This window comes from Thermoflexus sp. (genome assembly GCF_042408815.1).
Lineage (GTDB): Bacteria > Chloroflexota > Anaerolineae > Thermoflexales > Thermoflexaceae > Thermoflexus.
Genome location: NZ_JBHOQR010000002.1, coordinates 353,049 through 369,879, shown reverse-complemented (window position 1 = coordinate 369,879; position 16,831 = coordinate 353,049). Strand labels below are relative to the sequence as shown.

Annotated in this window: 16 protein-coding genes; 11 read left to right on the top strand and 5 right to left on the bottom strand. The window is 62.6% G+C overall.

Going from position 1 to position 16,831, the window contains the following annotated elements:
- Positions 1-124: 124 nt before the first annotated feature.
- Positions 125-1,285, bottom strand: coding sequence for an aminotransferase class I/II-fold pyridoxal phosphate-dependent enzyme (locus tag ACFMO3_RS01810; RefSeq protein WP_376788716.1), 1,161 nt, complete (start codon positions 1,283-1,285; stop codon positions 125-127).
- A 451-nt stretch (positions 1,286-1,736) separates the two neighbouring features.
- On the opposite strand from ACFMO3_RS01810, the gene minC reads away from it, so the two are divergent.
- The 5 genes from minC (at position 1,737) to ACFMO3_RS01785 (ending at position 6,598) form a co-directional block, all read left to right on the top strand.
- Positions 1,737-2,450: a septum site-determining protein MinC gene (minC, locus tag ACFMO3_RS01805; RefSeq protein ID WP_376788715.1), complete on the top strand. Its 714-nt coding sequence runs from the start codon at positions 1,737-1,739 to the stop codon at positions 2,448-2,450.
- Positions 2,451-2,514: 64 nt separating this feature from the next.
- Entirely contained in the window at positions 2,515-3,321 is an 807-nt protein-coding gene (minD, locus tag ACFMO3_RS01800; RefSeq protein WP_376788714.1) for a septum site-determining protein MinD, read from the top strand.
- On the top strand, positions 3,318-3,575 hold the full coding sequence (gene minE / locus ACFMO3_RS01795; RefSeq protein ID WP_376788713.1) for a cell division topological specificity factor MinE: 258 nt from the start codon (positions 3,318-3,320) through the stop codon (positions 3,573-3,575). The genes minD and minE overlap by 4 nt, the downstream gene beginning before the upstream one ends.
- A complete protein-coding gene (locus ACFMO3_RS01790) occupies positions 3,572-4,690 on the top strand; it encodes an FtsW/RodA/SpoVE family cell cycle protein (protein ID WP_376788712.1) in 1,119 nt (372 codons plus the stop codon). Before minE ends, ACFMO3_RS01790 begins: the two co-directional genes overlap by 4 nt.
- Before the next feature lie 189 nt (positions 4,691-4,879).
- On the top strand, positions 4,880-6,598 hold the full coding sequence (locus ACFMO3_RS01785) for an AAA family ATPase (RefSeq protein ID WP_376788711.1): 1,719 nt from the start codon (positions 4,880-4,882) through the stop codon (positions 6,596-6,598).
- A 74-nt stretch (positions 6,599-6,672) separates the two neighbouring features.
- Here ACFMO3_RS01785 and ACFMO3_RS01780 read toward each other — a convergent pair whose 3' ends face one another.
- Entirely contained in the window at positions 6,673-7,911 is a 1,239-nt protein-coding gene (locus ACFMO3_RS01780) for a hypothetical protein (RefSeq protein WP_376788710.1), read from the bottom strand.
- Between the two features lie 242 nt (positions 7,912-8,153).
- Between ACFMO3_RS01780 and gatB the strand changes: the two genes are divergently transcribed.
- From gatB to ACFMO3_RS01750, 6 genes are all read left to right on the top strand, one after another.
- A complete protein-coding gene (gene gatB, locus ACFMO3_RS01775) occupies positions 8,154-9,620 on the top strand; it encodes an Asp-tRNA(Asn)/Glu-tRNA(Gln) amidotransferase subunit GatB (protein WP_376788709.1) in 1,467 nt (488 codons plus the stop codon).
- A gap of 111 nt (positions 9,621-9,731) precedes the next feature.
- Positions 9,732-10,217, top strand: coding sequence for a succinate dehydrogenase, cytochrome b556 subunit (locus ACFMO3_RS01770; RefSeq protein WP_376788708.1), 486 nt, complete (start codon positions 9,732-9,734; stop codon positions 10,215-10,217).
- Positions 10,218-10,220: 3 nt separating this feature from the next.
- Positions 10,221-10,646, top strand: coding sequence for a succinate dehydrogenase (locus ACFMO3_RS01765; RefSeq protein ID WP_376788707.1), 426 nt, complete (start codon positions 10,221-10,223; stop codon positions 10,644-10,646).
- A gap of 13 nt (positions 10,647-10,659) precedes the next feature.
- Positions 10,660-11,013, top strand: coding sequence for an aspartyl protease family protein (locus ACFMO3_RS01760; protein ID WP_376788706.1), 354 nt, complete (start codon positions 10,660-10,662; stop codon positions 11,011-11,013).
- Between the two features lie 128 nt (positions 11,014-11,141).
- Entirely contained in the window at positions 11,142-12,920 is a 1,779-nt protein-coding gene (gene sdhA, locus ACFMO3_RS01755; protein ID WP_376788705.1) for a succinate dehydrogenase flavoprotein subunit, read from the top strand.
- 227 nt (positions 12,921-13,147) lie between these two features.
- Positions 13,148-13,861, top strand: coding sequence for a succinate dehydrogenase iron-sulfur subunit (locus tag ACFMO3_RS01750; RefSeq protein WP_376788704.1), 714 nt, complete (start codon positions 13,148-13,150; stop codon positions 13,859-13,861).
- Positions 13,862-14,008: 147 nt separating this feature from the next.
- Here ACFMO3_RS01750 and ACFMO3_RS01745 read toward each other — a convergent pair whose 3' ends face one another.
- Genes ACFMO3_RS01745 through ACFMO3_RS01735 form a run of 3 tightly spaced genes read right to left on the bottom strand, consistent with a single transcriptional unit; the run spans position 14,009 to position 16,628 of the window.
- On the bottom strand, positions 14,009-14,434 hold the full coding sequence (locus tag ACFMO3_RS01745) for a hypothetical protein (RefSeq protein WP_376788703.1): 426 nt from the start codon (positions 14,432-14,434) through the stop codon (positions 14,009-14,011).
- Between the two features lie 59 nt (positions 14,435-14,493).
- The gene (locus ACFMO3_RS01740; RefSeq protein ID WP_376788702.1) at positions 14,494-15,804 is read right to left on the bottom strand and encodes a glycosyltransferase; all 1,311 of its coding nucleotides are present in this window, start codon (positions 15,802-15,804) and stop codon (positions 14,494-14,496) included.
- Positions 15,801-16,628: a class I SAM-dependent methyltransferase gene (locus ACFMO3_RS01735; RefSeq protein WP_376788701.1), complete on the bottom strand. Its 828-nt coding sequence runs from the start codon at positions 16,626-16,628 to the stop codon at positions 15,801-15,803. The genes ACFMO3_RS01740 and ACFMO3_RS01735 overlap by 4 nt, the downstream gene beginning before the upstream one ends.
- Between the last annotated feature and the right edge of the window lie 203 nt (positions 16,629-16,831).

Genomic DNA, 16,831 nt, shown 5'->3' with positions numbered 1-16,831 from the left:
GCTCCCCATGTTCGCCCATAGAATCACGATCGGCGCAGCGGGCTTCTTCTTACTCTGATTCCAAAAGCCCCCTCTGCTGCTCTTACGGATTTCAGGAGCCTGCGGGCGCCGGAACGGATTATGTTCAACCGTAGCGCTTCATGAAGCGGGCGATGCGCTCCAGGGCCTCCTCGATTTTTTCGTAAGCGGTGGCATAGGAGCATCGCACATGCCCCGCGCCCCCCAGGCCGAATGCGCTGCCCGGCACCACAGCGACTTTCTCCTCCATCAACAGGCGCTCGCTGAATTCCTCATCGCTCATTCCCGTGCGGGAGATGGAGGGGAAGGCATAGAAGGCACCCCTGGGCTCGAAACACGTCAGGCCCAGCTCGTTGAGCCCTTTCACGATCAACCGCCGGCGTCGATCGTATTCCTGGCGCATCTGCTCCACATACTCCTCTCCGATCCGGAGGGCCGCCAGGGCCGCATACTGGGAGGGGGTGGGGGCGGACATGATCGTGTACTGATGGATCTTGCGCATCGCGGCCATGATCTCCTTCGGGGCCGCCGCATAGCCGATCCGCCATCCTGTCATCGCATAGTCCTTCGAGAAGCCGCCCAGCAAGATCGTGCGCTCCCGCGCCCCGGGAAGCGATGCGAAACAGGTATGGGTTCCATCGTAAACCAGGCGGTCATAGATCTCGTCGGAGATCACTAGAAGATCATATTTCTCCGCCAGGACAGCGATGGCGGTGAGCTTCTCCCGCGGCATCACCGCCCCGGTTGGGTTGTTGGGATAGCCGATCAGGATCGCCTTGGTGCGCGGCGTAATGCGCGTTTCAATGTCGACCGGATTGACCTGAAAATCCTCTTCAACCCGCGTGGCGAAAGGGATGGGCACGCCGCCAGCCAGGATGACCTCCGGCGCATAAGAGACAAAGCAAGGCTGGGGGATGATCACTTCATCTCCCGGATCCAGGATGGCATTGACGGCAAGGTAGAGGGCCTCGGATACCCCTACGGTGATCAGGAGCTCCGACTCCGGATCGTAAGAGACGCCGTAGAGGCGATAGAGATGCTCCGCCAGGGCTTCTCGCAGTTCCAGCAGCCCGGAATTGCTGGTGTAATGGGTCTCCCCCCGTAACAGCGATTCCACGCCGGCCCGGAGGATCGGCTCGGGGGTGACGAAATCGGGCTCACCGATGCTCAGGCTGATGACATCCTTCATCGTCGCCGCGATATCGAAGAAGCGGCGGATCCCGGAAGGTGGGATGGAAGCGACACGCTGGGCGATCACGCTGCGCATTGCCTTTCTCTCCCGAGGAGGATGGACACCGAAGGGGCCGCCTTTTTCATTATAACCATACCTGGCGCAATGGAACGGGCATCCGGAAGACCCTATCGGCCACTCCCACTGGCCCAGAGGAATGCGGGAAGGGCCATCGCTGGTAAAGTCTACCTAGGCCTCTACCGCAAGGAGAGCCTCATGTCGACCTCCTCGGACTCCTCCAAACATGGCTCGCGACATATCTCTCACTGGAATCCAATCTGTGCATTTGCTGTTCCCTACGAAGGCTTGCCTTTTCAATTCGTTTGCAATATAACTCAACTGGGCTTTCCATCAGGTTGGGCGCGTGAGGGAAGGCTTGTCCCTTCCTCTTCCCCGGGTTCCTCGTGCCATCAGGAGGCTGGGAGGCCAGTCTTCCCGATCTGAGCCCCAGCGGGGAAGTCCTACCACCTGTGGCGATGGATCCGTGATGTCCAGAGAGCCGGTGGCGATCAAAGGGATCGGGGATGCGTTATGGTTCTCTTTCGGCCCGGAGCCTTGGCCGGAGATGCTGAGTGCTTTAGAAGTCCGTCTGGCTGCGAACCCAGGTTTCTTCGCTGGCGGCCGAGCCGTCGTTGTCCTGGGGGATCGGATGCTGGAGGAGGCTGATCTATTGAACTTGCTGGCCCTCCTGAACCGATTCGGCCTCACCCTCACCGGGGTGTTGACCGATCATCCGGTGACCCAGGCGCTGGTGCGACGATTAGGCCTGCCATTGCAATCATCCCCGGCGCTGGAGCGGGCCCCTGAAACCCGAGAACTTCCCCTGGAGCCCGCCTGGTTGATCCATCGAACCCTGCGGGCGGGCCATTACCTGCAGGTGGAAGGTCATCTCTGTGTGATCGGAGACATTCACCCCGGGGCGGAGATCGCCGCCACGGGCGATATCATCGTGTGGGGGCGTTTACTGGGCACTGCCCATGCGGGCTGTGAAGGGGATGATGGAGCAGTCGTTTACGCCCTGGAACTCCGCCCCCTCCAGCTCCGCATTGGGCGTTACATCGCGCGCTCCCCAGAAGAGCATCGCCGGCCGATCCCCGAACAGGCTAGGGTCCAGAACGGGCAGATCGTCGTCGAGCCATGGCGTCCTCTCTCTCGATGGGAGCAATGGCTGGGGCGTTTCCTGGGCGAACGATCGGTGTAGCTTCCCGGGGAAGCGCATCCTGTGAGGGCATGTCTCCGGGTTTTTCCGCAAAAGGAGGATCGAGATGGGCGCACAGGTGATTACGGTGACCTCCGGCAAAGGTGGGGTGGGCAAAACCACGGTGACGGCCAACGTAGGGATGGCCCTGGCCATGGCCGGGAAGAAGGTGGTGTGCATTGATGCAGACATCGGCTTGAGAAATCTGGATGTGGTCCTAGGCCTGGAGAACCGGATTGTCTACGATATCGTGCATGTCGTGGAAGGCCGTTGCCGCACCCGCCAGGCCCTCATCCGCGACAAACGGGCCCCTGACCTTTACCTGATGCCGGCCGCCCAGAGCCGCGACAAATCCGCCGTGAGGCCCGAGGATATGGTCCGCATCTGCGAGGAGCTGCGCCCGGAGTTCGACTACATCCTCATCGATTCCGCAGCGGGCATTGAGGAAGGATTCCGAACCGCCCTGGCCCCCGCCGATCTCATCCTCCTGGTCACCAACCCGGAGGTTGCAGCCGTTCGCGATGCGGATCGGGTCGTCGGTCTGGTGGAGGCGATGGGGAAGCCTACCCCCAAATTGATCGTCAACCGCCTGAAGCCGGACATGGTCCGTCGGGGTGACATGCTGGACACCGCCGACGTGCTGGAGATCCTGGCGATTGAGCTGCTGGGGGTGATCCCGGAGGATGAGCTGGTGATTGTGGCGACCAACCGGGGCACCCCGGTCGTGCTGGAGGAGCGATCGCCGGCAGGGCAGGCGTTCCGGGCCATCGCCCGGCGTCTGATGGGCGAGGCCGTCCCCCTTTTCCTCTCGGAGGACGGCCACGGGATTATGAGCTGGTTGCGCCGGCTGGTTCGCAGCGGAGGTGGCCGATGAGCTGGCTGGATCGATGGCGGGGGCAGCCCTCGCCCCGCGAGACCGCGAAACAGCGTCTTCAGGTCATCCTGGTGCATGACCGCAGCGACCTCTCCCCCGGGTTGCTGGAAGTCATCAAGGATGAGATCATCGCCGCCCTCTCCCGCCATGTCCCCATCATCGCCGAAGAGGTGCGGGTCACGGTCACCCAGGACGCGCGGGAATGCCGGCTGGTGGCGGATATCCCCCTCGGGAACCGGCATAGCCGATCATGATCCGGCGGCTCCAGGGACTGCTGACGGAATGGCGCCGTTTCGACGGCGGGTTGCTGCTTGGGGTGATGGCGCTCATGAGCCTTGGCGTCATCACGATCGCCAGCGCGGTGCTGCGCTCGCCGGACCTGGCGGATGCGCCCCGTCGGCAGGCCCTCTACGGCCTGATCGGGCTCGCGCTGATCTTCCTAACCTCCTCTGTGAACTACCGGATCTGGGGGGCCTTTCAGCGCCTCCTCTACGTAGCCATCCTGATCCTGCTGATGCTGGCCCTCCTCGCCGGCCGCAGCCAGATCGCCCCGGTCCGCCGCTGGCTGGAGATCGCCTCCTTCAACATCCAGCCTGCGGAGCTGGTGAAGCCCCTCCTGGTCCTCAGCCTGGGCCGCTTCCTGGCCGATCGGGAGGAGAAACTCGATGCCTTCCGCACGGTGTTACTGGCCTTCATCTATTTTCTCCTGCCAGCCGTGTTGATCTTCCTGCAACCCAATTTGAGCACAGCGGTGGTGATCCTGGCCATCGGCACCGGCATGCTCTTCGCTTGGGGGATCCGCCTTCGCCATCTTTTCGCCGTCGGCCTGATGAGCATCCCTCTGGTCCTCGGGGCCTGGACGATCATGCTGCCTTATATGCGCGGACGCCTCCTGCATTTCTTGGGCCTCCAGCCCGATCCCAACACGTCCTATAATCTCACGCAGGCGCTGATCACCATCGGCAGCGGAGGCCTGTGGGGGGCCGGATGGGGGCAGAGCCCGCAGAATGTATGGGGGTTCCTTCGGGTACGCCACACGGACTTCATCTTCGCTGTCCTGGCCGGAGAGTTCGGCCTGGTGGGGGCGTTGAGCGTTCTGACCCTTTACCTCTGGATCCTCGGGCGGATTTTCCGGATCGCCTGGAGGGCCGAAGACACCTATGGCCGGTTGATCGCCGTAGGGGTAGGCACCTGGATCGCCTTCCAGGCCATAGTCAATATCGGGATGAACGTAGGACTGATGCCGGTAGCCGGCCTGCCCCTGCCCTTTATCAGTTACGGGGGAAGTGCCCTCCTCTCCCTGTGCCTGGGCATCGGCCTCGTCCAGAGTGTGCGGATCCATCGCATGGAGTTCTCCATGCGCGAGTGAGCGGGCTCTGGAGGCCCGCCTGTGTTCAATGTGTTAAACTTAGTGTTAAACTTTATATCGAAGTGAGGTCGTCGCCCGGGCGATCCACGCGGGGCCAATCCCACCTGACCCCCCTTGAAACAGCCCTCTGACCGAGCCCCTTCGCTTTCCATGGATCGCCCGTGATGGAAAAGCCGAACGGAGGCAGTTATGGGCAGCTCCCAGCGGTCCCTGCGATGGCGTGTGCGGCGGATCTGGGCCCGGGGCTGGCACAGCTGGTGGCGTCGGGGGGTTCTGATCGCCGGCCTGGGGGGGCTGGGCTACTGGGCCTATATCGAACCGGTCGTCCTGAACGCGCTGATCCTGCTGCTGCGCTTCGCTCTCCAGCTCCTCTTCGCCATCACCTTCGTCATCATCCAGTTCGTAGCCATCTTCTGGTTTATGTCTCGCAGCCGGGTGGAGGTGATCAAACCCGGCGACCCCAAACAGGTCACGCTGGCGGATTACTGGGGCCAAGAGAATCTGGTGCGCCTAGTCCGCCAGTGGATCGATCTGCTCTCCAACCGGGAACAGTTCGTGAAAATGGGCGGCCAGTTCATTAACGGCATCCTGCTGGCCGGGCCGCCAGGGACTGGGAAAACCATGTTGGCCAAGGCCATCGCCGGCGAGGCGGGCATCCCCTTCATCTCCATTGAGGGGTCGAGCTTCCGTTCGATGTTCTGGGGGGTGGATGTCCTCAAGATGATGTGGTTCGTTGGAAAAGCCCGCAAGCTCGCTCGGGAATACGGGGCCTGTATCGCCTACATCGATGAGATCGACGCGGTGGGCGCCAGCCGAGGCGGCGTGCTGGGCGGCGAGCGCGCGGGCCCGCTGGGCTGGTTCGGCTGGGGGGGCACCGGAGCCCTGACTCGTCTCCTGTATGAGATGGATGGCATCACCCAGCTCACCCGCTGGGAGCGCCTCAAGGGGCGGATCTATCGGCTTCTGGGGAAACGCCCCCCGCCCCGCAGCTGGCATGTGCTGTTCATGGGCGCGACCAACCGCCCCGATGCCCTGGATCCGGCCCTGGTGCGGCCAGGGCGCTTTGATCGCATCATTTACGTGGATCTTCCGGATCGAGCAGGGCGTCGGGAGATCATCAAGGGCTATCTTTCTAAAGTCAAGCACGATCCGAACATCGATATCGAATCCCTGGTGGCCGATACCGCGTGGGCGACGCCGGCTAAGATCATGGCCGCCATCACGAAGGACGCCGTGCGCATCGCCCTGTTCAACGGGCGGGATTATATCACCCAGCGGGATATCGAGCTGGCCCTCCAGGAGCAAGCCATGGGCCTGGAGAACCCCATCGCCGAGATGGATCCTCTCCAGCGCCGTCAGGTAGCCTATCACGAGGCTGGCCACGCCGTGGCCCAGTATTACTTGCTACCGGACGAGCGGATCATCCGCGCCTCGCTGATCCGCCGCACCAACATGCCCGGCGCCCTGGGATACGTCCACAGCGCCCCCAAGCAGGAGCTCTACACTGTGCCCCTGCGACGCTTGGTGGCAGAGATCATGGTCTCCCTCGCCGGTCACGTGGCGACGAAGATCTTTATGGGGGAATACTGGACGGGCGCGGGAGCGGATTTCCAGCATGTCCGCCAGCGGATCCTGACGCTGCTGGACCTGGGGTATTTCGGCTTTCACCCCATGCGGCCCGATGAGCCTGAGCGCTACCAGGAGATCATCGAGCGCTTCTGGGCGGAGTGCGAGGAGAAAGTGGAACGGTTGCTGCGGGAGCACGCCGGCGAGGTGGAAGCGGTTGCCCAGGCCCTGCTGGAGCGCCACGATCTGTCGGGGAATGAGGTGATCGCCATCATCGAGGCCGCCCGCGCCAGCCCGCTCCTCCCTGTCCCCACCCCTGCCCCTGCTTCTCCCTCTCATTGAGGCCTCCATCGCCGGGGTTCGCCCTGGCTCTCCAAGCTGAGGGCCAAGCGCTCCCCTCCTTTACGGTTGGTGCGTTAACGCGGAGACCAAAAGGCAAGCACCCCATCCCCCAGCCGGCGAGGCTCCAACCAGCCCGAGACGTGCAGCGCATAGATCCCGGCCTTCCCCTCCGGTTCCATCGCCGAGATCAGCAGGAAACGATCGTCGGGGGACCACAATGAGGCCGATGGCTGGAATACGTCGAACAGGGCCAGGACTTCCAGGAAGGAAGGGGTGGGGATGAAGGCCGCCAGATCCCTTCCTTTCTTCCCGGGCAGGTCATAAATCCGGGCCTGAAGCAGAACCTGGCCGGAAGCCGGATCCATCTCCAATAAGCGAAAAGCCGCCAGCTTCCGGCCATCATGCGACCAGAACAACGCCAGGTTGGATTGTTCATCCAGACGGGTTAGCGTATTCGTCTCCGCATCATACAGTTCCAGCGGGCCGATGCGCGGTAGGGTCGTGGTGGGGTCGGTGATCAGAGCCAGGTAACGGCTGGCTGGGGACCATGCGAAGGCGATCCCTCCGGTGAAAGTCAGGATGGTGCGGGTCGCCCGATCATCGGTCTCCTCCAGTCGAAGCGCGCTGGCGGATCCTTCCTGTTCTGCCCAGACCAGCCACCGGCCATCGGGCGACCAGGCTGGCGCGTTGAAAGCGGCGGTGTGATCCGATCGCTGTCGTGCTTCCCCCTCATCCAGCCTGCGAAGCTCCAGATATCGCCCTTCCCGGTGCCAGGCCAGCGTCCTCCGGGCGGCGTTCCAGCTGAAGAAAAGCGGGCTGCCCTGCGCCAGCAGGGTTTTATGCCCTCCCTCCGGGTCTAAAAGCCACAGCGCGTAAACCGTGGAACGCGCGTCCTTCCGACTCAGGACCACCAGGGATTGGGGATCCAGCCAGCTCAGCATAGCGGGCTCTTCGCCCTCCCATTCCCCCCATACCGAGCGGATCGGGGAGCGCCCGGGGAAGAGGTCAATGCGGATCACCCGCATCCTCGTGACCGCTCCGCTGAAGACCTCGAAAACCGCCAGGCGACGCCCATCGGGGGACCAGGCGGGGAGCCGATACACGCGACGGCCCTGGGCTGTTGGGCCGGCATCTTCCGTGAGCGCATGTTGCCGCAAGCCGCTTTGATCCGTCAGATACAGGTTCCCATCGCTCCCTACAATGATCACTCGCCCAACCCGCCTGCCCAGGATGCGAGCCAGAGGATCGTCCGGGAGCTGGAAGCCAGGGGGAGGAGCGCAGGCCGCCAGGAGTACGCCCAAAACCAAAAGCATCCACCTTCCAGAACCCCCACCCATCCCACAACTCTGCGCCTTCTCGATTTTTATTTATTTTAGCTAAACATCCTGGGTCCTTCCATTCTATAATTTTTGTGGGGATGGCGCAGGGGTTTCTGTGGAGGGCAATTTCCCTCCCGCCTCGCGGCCTAAGAGGCCCCAGGGAGGGGGGATCTCGCCTTTCTTCTTCGGTTTGAGCGGCGCGTCCCTCACCATCTTCCCGATTCAGGAGGTGCCCCGTGGAATTCGAGCCGGTTATCGGCTTGGAGATCCATGCCGAGCTCCAGACGCGATCCAAGATGTTCTGCGCATGCCCGGTTGTGGATAGCACCACGGCCGAGCCCAACCGTTACGTGTGCCCGGTGTGCGCCGGGATGCCCGGGACGCTCCCTGTCCCCAACCGACGGGCGATCGAATGGACGATCCTCACGGGCCTGGCCCTGAATTGCGAGATCGCGGAATATAGCCTCTTTTATCGGAAGAATTACTTCTACCCAGATCTGCCTTCCGAATACCAACGTTCCATGTATGACTATCCCCTGTGCCGGAACGGCTATCTGGAGATCGATACACCGGATGGGCCCCGGCGGGTGCGCATCCGCCGCGTTCACATCGAAGAGGACACCGGAAAGCTGATCCACGTCGGCGGGGCCACGCTGGTCGACTTCAACCGCGCCGGAGTTCCTCTGATGGAGATCGTCACCGAACCGGATATGCATTCCGTGGAGGAAGTGAAAGCCTTCGCCATCGCCCTGCGCACGCTGCTCCGCTACCTCGGGGTGAACTCGGGAGATATGGAAAAGGGCGTGATCCGCTTCGAGGCGAACGTCTCGGTGCGCCCGAAAGGGGAGGCCCACTTGGGCACCCGGACCGAGATCAAGAACCTGAACAGCTTCCGGGCCTTGGTGCGGGCCGTGGAATACGAGATCCGACGGCAGATCGAGATCGTCCGCTCCGGCGGCCAGGTGGAACAGGAGACGATGGGCTGGGATGAGGCGCGAGGAGTCACCGTTCCCCAACGGGGGAAAGAGCACGCTCACGATTATCGCTATTTCCCGGATCCAGACATCCCGCCCCTGGTGATCTCCCGGGAGTGGGTGGAGGAGATCCGCGCCATGCTGCCGGAGCTGCCCCGGGCCCGGCGGGCCCGCTTCGAGCAGGCTTACGGCCTCACCCGCTATGAAGCCGCCTTGCTGACGGAAGATCATCGGGTCGCCGATTATTTCGAACACGCCGTGATGCTGGCCCGCCAAGGGGAGCCGGCGGTGGAGCCCCGAACCCTGGCTGCTTGGATCACCGGGGAGCTGTTTCGGCTCATGAATGAAGCCAATCGGGAGATCCAGGACGTGCCAGTGCCCCCGGAGTCCCTGGTGGAACTGATCCGCATGGTCCAGCGGGGGGATATCAATATGAACACCGGCAAACTGGTTTTGCGAGAGGCCTTTGAGACCGGAGAGGCCCCCCGTCGCATTGTGGAGGCCAGGGGGCTGGCCCAGATCCGGGATGTGGAGGCCCTTCGGGAGATCGTTCGTCAGGTGATCGAGGCAAACCCTAAAGAGGTGGAGAGCTACCTGCGGGGGAAGGAAGGTGTGCTCAAATGGTTCGTTGGACAGGTCATGCGCGCAACGCGTGGTCAGGCGGATCCCCAGCGGGTGAACGAGCTGGTTCGCGAGGCCCTGGAGGCGCGCCGCGTCTCTCCCGACTGAATGCCCAGGGATTGATCCGAACGGTCAGGAATCCTGCCCATTCTCCGATGGGGAGCGACTCCACACGTTGATCTTATAATTCAATTGAAAACCTTCCCAAAGGAGCCGGCCATGATCGGTTCAGAGATGATCCGCCCGGAGGAGGCGCGGAAGCGATGGCGGGCCCTGGAATGGGCCTGGACCCCCGGGGCTGGGTTGCGGGTGGTGCTCCAGGAGATCCCCCGATATCGCGGTCGGATGCACCAGTGGGCCTGGGTGGTCAACCGGCTGGCGGGGCTGGGGACCCTTCTCTTCCTCACCCTCCACATTCTGGACACTTCCCTGGTCTACTTTGCTCCGACCTGGTATGAGCATGCCCTCGCCCTGTATCGGCATCCTCTCTTTGGCCTTGGCGAGCTGATCCTGGTGGGCTGCGTGCTCTGGCATGGTCTCAACGGGCTGCGCATCGCCATCAGCGATTTCCGTCCCCACCTGTGGGCGGCGGAGATCCAGGCCCGTCTGATCCTGGGGACGGTCATCGCTTTCTTTGCCCTCTATATTCCCGCATTCGTCATTATGGGCAACACAATCCTTCAGAAGGGCATCCTGGGGAGGTGAACCATGGCAGCCATTCCGAAAGCCACTCCACGCACCGTGCCCGCCATCCGTCCCCGCCTGGAGGTCTGGCTCTGGGCTTTCATGCGGGTTTCGGGCGTGCTGCTGATCCCTCTGGCCTTCGGCCATCTGGCGATCATGCACATCATCAACAATGTGCATGACATCAATGCCTGCTTCGTGTATTACCGGTGGAACGTGCTCTTTTGGTGGCGCGTGTATGATGCATTCCTGCTGTTCTTGGCCTACATTCACGGCCTGAACGGCCTACGTTATGTGATCGATGACTATGTACACCACCGGGGCTGGAATCAGGCGCTGAAGCGGGCTGCCTTCATTGGGGGGGCTCTGGTCCTCCTGATTGGGACCATCGCGCTGATCGGTGGCGTGCGGGTCGCCGCGCTGCCCGCGGGATGCCCTCCGCCTGGATAAGGGGGCTGGGCTTATGGGATTGACCTACATTGAAGGTACGGTGACGGGCCCAACTGGGAAACAGGCGGTCGTTCGCTTTCTCGTCGACAGCGGAGCGACCTACACCCTGCTTCCCTATGAGATCTGGCAGGCCATCGAACTGAAACCCAAGCGGTCTGCCACGTTTGTCCTGGCCGATGGCACCACGATTCAGCGCCACATCTCCGAATGCCACATTGCCCTTCCCCAGGGGGAGGGCCATACTCCGGTAATCCTGGGTGAACCAGGCGATGAGGCGGTTCTGGGGGTTGTGACCCTGGAGATCCTGGGGCTGGTGTTGAATCCCTTCACCCGAACCCTCCAGCCCATGCGGATGCTGCTGGTATAGGGTTCGGGCCGTCGCCTTGTTCGATAGAAACTATGGATTCGGATGGTTCTTCCCGATATCCTGGAGGGACCATCAGAATCCGGGAGCAGAGGCTTTCCGTACAGCCTGCAAGGATTGGGAGGAGTCCTATGATGAATGTCCATCGGCATCAGTTCGATGCGGTGGTGGTGGGCGCAGGGGGCGCCGGCCTCATGGCTGCCCTCTACGCCTCGAAGCGGGTGAAAACTGCCGTCCTCAGCAAACTTTATCCCACCCGTTCCCACACCGGGACGGCCCAGGGGGGCATCGCCGCGCCCCTGGGGAACATGGAGGAGGACCGGCCGGAATGGTATGCCTATGACACGGTGAAAGGCGGGGACTGGCTGGTGGATCAGGACGCCGCCGAGATCCTGGCCTATGAGTCCATTGAGGCGATCATCGAACTCGAGCATATGGGCCTGCCTTTCGATCGCACCCCCGATGGCAAGATCGCCCAGCGCCGGTTCGGCGGGCACACCCGCAACTTCGGCGAGGCGCCGGTCATGCGGGCCTGCCACTCCGCTGACCGCACCGGCCACATGATCCTTCAGACCCTCTACCAGCAGTGCATCAAGCACAATGTCAGCTTCTTCGACGAGTTCTTCGTCACCGACCTGATCCTGGAGAACGGGGTGGTCCGGGGGGTAGTGGCCATTGAGATCGCCACCGGGGACATCCACGTCTTCCACAGCAAGGCGGTGCTTTTCGCCACGGGCGGCGCCGGGCGGATCTACAAGGTCACCTCGAACGCCCACTCCCTCACCGGTGATGGCATGGCCATCGTGTGGCGACGGGGGCTTCCCCTGGAGGACATGGAGTTCTTTCAGTTCCACCCGACCGGCATCTACAAGCTGGGGATTCTGCTCAGCGAGGCGGCCCGGGGCGAAGGGGCGGTGCTCATCAACGATAAAGGGGAACGCTTCATGGAGCGCTACGCCCCCACGCTGAAAGACCTGGCCAGCCGGGATGTGATCTCCCGGGCCATTTACATGGAGATCCGGGAGGGCCGCGGCATCGGCGGGAAGGACTACGTCTACCTGGATATGCGGCCGGAGATCATCAACCGCTACCGGAGCGCACCAGGTGGCCGGGAGGTTACGGCGGAATACTTGGAGCACAAGCTCCCGGACATCATCGAGTTCGTCCGCGTCTACCTGGGGATTGACCCCATGCGGGAGCCGGTGCCCATCCAACCCACCGCCCACTACGCCATGGGCGGAATCCCTACGGACGTGCACGGGCGGGTGATCTGCGACGAGCGCAACACTCCGGTCCCTGGCCTCTACGCTGCCGGCGAGTGTGCCTGCGTGTCGGTGCATGGGGCCAATCGCCTGGGGACCAACTCCCTGGTGGACCTGGTAGTCTTCGGCCGGCGGGCGGGCCGCCACATGGCGGAATACTGTCAGCAGGCGGATCTCGCTCCGCTCCCGCCGGAGCCGGAGGCCTTTACGATGGAGATGGTGGAGCGCATCCGCAACGGGACCGGCGAGGAGCGCGTCCCGCTCCTTCGGAACGAGCTGCAGGAGACCATGCAGACCTATGTGAGCGTGTTTCGCGAGGCCAGCGGCCTGGAGACGGCCATCGAAAAGATCCGAGAGCTGCAGGAGCGCTACCGCCACATCCGCATTGACGACAAGGGCTACCGCTTCAACACCGATCTGCTGGAGGCCATCGAACTGGGCTTCCTGCTGGATGTAGCGGAGGCGACGGCCTTCAGCGCCCTGAACCGCACGGAGAGCCGGGGTGCCCACTATCGGGAGGACTATCCGAAGCGGGACGACGAGAACTGGCTCAAGCACACCCTGATCTGGCGCCAGGATGGTCGGGTGACTTTCACTTACAAGCCTGTGGTCATCACCAAATGGCCGCCGAAGGAGCGGAAGTATTAATGCCCTCCCGCCCTCAGAGCGGGGCTGGCCTAGGGGTTGCGGGATCTGCAGGCTGCCTGCTCGATGCTGGAGAGAGGGTTATCCGGCTCAATACGGTGATCGGAAAATCGCTCCGCGGTGCGTGAAACATGCCGGATGGATCGGGGAGTTCGTGCAGCGAAAGCGGGGAGAACAGCCCCTATGCCCATGACATCCGCTCGAGCTCAGCCCGCATCGGAGGACACGCTATGAAAGTGCGATTGCGCATCCAGCGGTTCAACCCGGAAAAGGACCACAAGCCATGGTGGGGGGAATACGAAGTCGAGGCCGAGCCGGTGGATCGGGTGTTGGACGCCCTCCACTACGTCAAGTGGTATATCGATGGCACCCTCACTCTCCGTCGCTCCTGCGCCCATGGCATCTGCGGCTCCGACGCGATGCGCATCAACGGACGCAACCGCCTGGCATGCAAGATCTTGGTCCGCGAGGCCATGGAGGAAGGAAGGGGGATGATCACCGTTCAGCCCCTCCCAGGGCTTCCCGTGATCAAGGACCTGGTGGTGGATATGGAGCCTTTCTTCGCGAAATATCGGAGGATCCTGCCCTATTTAATCAATAACGATCCGCCCCCCGAGCGGGAGCGCCTTCAGACACCAGAGGAGCGGGAGCGCTACGACGATACCACCAAATGCATCCTCTGCGCGGCGTGCACTACATCCTGCCCCTCCTTCTGGGCCAACGGCGAATACATCGGGCCGGCGGCTATCGTTCAGGCCCACCGCTTCATCTTCGACAGCCGGGATCAGGGGGCCGCGGAACGGTTGCGGATCCTTAATGAATGGTTCGGGGTCTGGCGTTGCCGCACCATCTTCAATTGCGTGGAGGCATGCCCGCGGGGGATTAACATCACCCGGGCGATCGAGGAGGTTAAGCTGGCCATCCTCACCGGGCGTCTGGCATAACGATCAGGGGCCCATGGCTGAAGGCCTCCGGTTTTCGAAGTCATCGGGGCTGGGGCGGCCGCCCCAGCCCCCAAGCCCATGGGGAAATGAATGGGCGCCTCTGGCGCCAACCCAGCTCCTGCCCCCGAAGATCTTCGTTTCCCACGCCTATGAACCCCGACGGTCCAGACGGCGCAATCGCTGATAACGGGGGATCCCCTGGAGCTCCCGCCATCGAGCTTCCCGATCTCCCCAGCGCCATTCATAGACCACACGATTTTCCTCGTCCATATAAAAGAAAGCCGGCCCCGCCCCCAGAGAACGTTGCAATGCTTCGACAACGGGGGGGAGATCCTCCGCCGCCCGGAGGATCACATAGCGCCGAGGCTCGAACTCGATCTCAAAGGTCCGCTCCCGCCAGTAGCCTCGATAGCGAAAGGGCGGGTCTTTCCGGGTGGGATCCTCCGGAGATATCCATGCCTCCTGCAGACGCACAAACCAAAGGCTTTGGCGGAGCTGCTCCGCGATCGCCCCTGCGCTGGGGCGCTTTTCCGCATAGAACCAATGAACCTCAGGGGGCACGACCCGATTCATCCCTCTTCCTCCGACGCATGGAGATCGAGATGGGGAAAATCAATGGCGCTCAAGCATTTTCACAACCTCGCGCTCCAGCGTCCATAACAGACCAGATGCCTGACGCGGCTCCGATAAGCTTTCAGGACTTCATCGTAGAGATTCAGAACGCGATCCGTAATGATCGGCCAGGCGAACCCCTGCGCCCAGCGGCGGGCGTTCTCCCCCAACCGTTGCCGCAGCGTTTCATCCCGCAGGAGCCGATCCAGTGCCCGTGCGAGAGCGATCGGCTGTCGTCGGGGCACCCGCAGGCCGGTCTCCCCATCGCGGACCAGATACAGTAGCCCTCCCACATCGGAAGCGATGACTGGCGTGCCACAGGCCATGGCTTCCAGCGCCACCAGCCCGAAGGATTCGTAATCTGAGGGCATGACCACCACATCGGCAGCGTTATAGTAGTAGGGGAGCGTCTCCTGAGCTTTGGCCCCCAGAAAGGCGATCAGATCCGTGATCCCCAGCTCCTCCCGGAGCTGCTGCAGGCGTTGCATCTCCGCATCCACCGTCGTATCTGGATCGCCTCCGATTACCACCACCGCAAAATCCCGGGTCCAAGTTGGGCAATCCTGAGCCAGGATGGCGACCGCCCGCATCAAGGTTTCCAGGCCTTTCAGAGGCTCGATCCGTCCGACGAACAACACATAACGCCGCTCCGGGGGGAATCCCAGGATCCGTCGGGCCTCCATCTTGGGGATGGGGCGGAACCGCTGAACGTCCACCCCCGGAGGGATGACCGTGATATGGGAAGGAGTGGCGCCGTATAGCCACGAGAGCTGGGCTTTCTCCAGCGGTGTGGCCGCCACCAGGTGATCCGCCTCGCGAACCAGCCGCCTCTCGGCCTCCAGGCGCGCGGAAGGTTCCTGCTCCTCCGCTCGCCGGGCGACCCGGTTCTTCATCTTCCCCAGCGTGTGAAACATCTGGATCACGGGGGCCCGCCATATCGGTCGCAGGGCCAGCGCCCCCAGGCCCGAGAGCCAGTAATGGCTGTGGATCACATCGTAGACCAGGCCCTCTCGCTCTGCGAAACGCCGAACCCATTCAATGAATTCCGGCAGATAGGGGAGGATCTGATGCTTGTCGATCGGAGCTTCGGGGCCGGCCGGAACATGGATCACGCGTCCTCCGGGCCCCAACTCATGAACGATATGGGGGAGATGAGGATTCTGGGATCGGGTGAAGACGTCCACCGCGATGCCCCGGCGGGTCAGCTCCCGAGTCAATTCGCGGACGTAAACGTTCATCCCCCCCGTGTCTTTGCCCCCCAGGGTGGCCAGAGGGCATGTATGAACGCTGATCATCGCCACCCGGCGCACAGGAACGGAACCGCTCTTCACGCACGGACCTCCCGGGAGAGCTCCATAAGGCGCTCAGGAACCGGATTCACCATCCGCACTTTACGGGCCAGGAAGAAGGTCACCTTGGCATCCACTTCCAGCCCCCCCAGTGCCCGGATGCGCGGCTCAAAACGGGCCCAAACCGCCTGCCAGTCGGGCTTGTTGCGCCATCCATAGGCCCGTTCCAACCAGTCGCATTCAAACTGGATGAACGCCTTCGCCTCCTCCGGCTCCAGATTCACCCCTGTGGGATAAAATTCCAGATGCTCCACCTCAAACCCCACGCGCTCCAGGGCTTCCTGGATCTCCGCCTTGGTGAAAAAGCCAGCCCGGATGTATTGATAGATCTCCAGGGCCAGCTTCTGAGAGGGGGTCTCCGCATCCTCCGGCGTGGTGGTTGCCAGGGCAAACCATCCGCCCGGCCGCAGCACCCGGTTGATCTCCCCAAACAAGCGGCGCATGCTCAGCAGATCCAGACAGATATCCTGGAGAGCCAGGAAGGTCCCTACGCCATCGAAGGTTTCGCTTGGAAACCCCAGACGATATGCGTCCATCTGGACAAAGGCGCTGAGCCGGGAGTGGGAATCCCACGCATGCTGACGGGCCAGCTCGACCTCACACCTTGCCAGGTCGATCCCGATCACCACCCGTGGGGACAGCACCCGCTCTATCTCCAGCGCGAACCATCCGTCCCCCGTTCCGATGTCTAACCATCGCTGGCCGGGGGCGACAGGGATCCGACGGACGATTGCCCGCCGCACGCCATTCAGATCATCGTAATAGCTCTGGAATTCCCGGATCACTCGTAAACCACGCTCCCCCATCGATGAGCTTCCTCCTGAGGACAAGATCCCCACGATGGAACACTGATCGGGAAGGCAAGCGACCACTTCCCCTCCCCACGGCCCCTCGGGCCGTGGGGCATGGAACAGGATTGGGGGCCGCCTTCGACAGCCCCCAATCCAGAACGCTGGCCCTCTTTCCCCCTTTCCGATCTGGATGTCCGCTCATGCTCGCCGGGGTGGAA